Origin of the sequence: Bacillus sp. CCNWLW194, assembly GCF_037120585.1 — a bacterium.
GTDB classification, from domain to species: Bacteria; Bacillota; Bacilli; order Bacillales; family Bacillaceae_G; genus Bacillus_A; species Bacillus_A basilensis.
The window spans coordinates 1-1,071 of the sequence record NZ_JBBBBL010000057.1; the positions used below are offsets into that span (position 1 = coordinate 1).

The 1,071-nt window shown below is 32.1% G+C and carries 1 protein-coding gene; it reads right to left on the bottom strand.

Going from position 1 to position 1,071, the window contains the following annotated elements:
- Positions 1-606 precede the first annotated feature (606 nt).
- On the bottom strand, positions 607-1,071 hold a 465-nt coding region (locus V7S50_RS33975), incomplete at its 5' end, for a tyrosine-type recombinase/integrase (protein WP_336584464.1).

Consider the following 1,071-nt stretch of genomic DNA (forward strand, 5'->3'; position numbering starts at 1 on the left):
CCCCTATTGCCCCTGTATTCTTGATTACTGCTGCTTCTTTCTGCTGTCATATAACGATTTCCCTACCATGATGAGAAATATAATAAAAATAGTTATATAAGGATTATCAAAAACTAGGAAATATACGCTAACTGCAAACATAAATGCTAAAATTAAATATCCCAATTCCCCCACCTCTTGACCCAAAAATATATTCATACTTTTAATTCTTATTTAAGCTTTTAAAGCCTGTTTTCCTACTTTAAACAGGCTCTTTTATTTTCATAAACCTCCAAATTAAACAGTAAGACTCCCACCCAAAAATAGGCAGTTGCAAGGAAATTAGATAGGAAAATACCTAATTTTAAAAGTCTGTTGCTTCAACTATTAACCATTGAGCGATTGGCTCTCTCCACTGACAGAGCCAATCGCACGTGCTAATGTATCTATTCCAAGTGTAACTCCTAATTTACAAGCTGTCACTAAACTTAACTACAAAAGCACTTTTGATAGAATGTATTTTTTTATCAATAGAGAAAATACTTTCTTATTGTTTTTTCATACGAATAAAACCCTTATTAATCATATAAAAAACACATAATAAAATTAGATTTTTATATTAAAATCTTACATCAACATATCCGCAAATGAAGTCCCCACATTATTCTTTCTTTTCATATGCTTCTCTAAATAGATTTTTGTTGTTTGGATATTTTCGTGACCCAGTGTTTGCATTAAATGATATAGATCCGCATTTCCTTGTTCAACTGCCATAATTGCAAATGCATGACGGAATGTATGTGCCGTTACAGGATTTTCACGATACTTTAGAAAATCTAAATTTGTCTTTTTTATCATGTCTGTTACCTGATTTGATAACGTTTTCGGATTATAAAAATTCCCTCTTTGATTTACGAATAAAGGACATTCATCTCCCCTATCCAATATAGTTTGGAATCCTCTTCTCCGTCTCATTTCGTTAATACATTGGAATAAATGCTCAGGAATGAAAAGTTCACGTGCTTTATCTCCTTTTCCTGTGACTTTTAACCAATACTTTCCGTCATAATGTAAGTCTTTTACTCTCGCGGT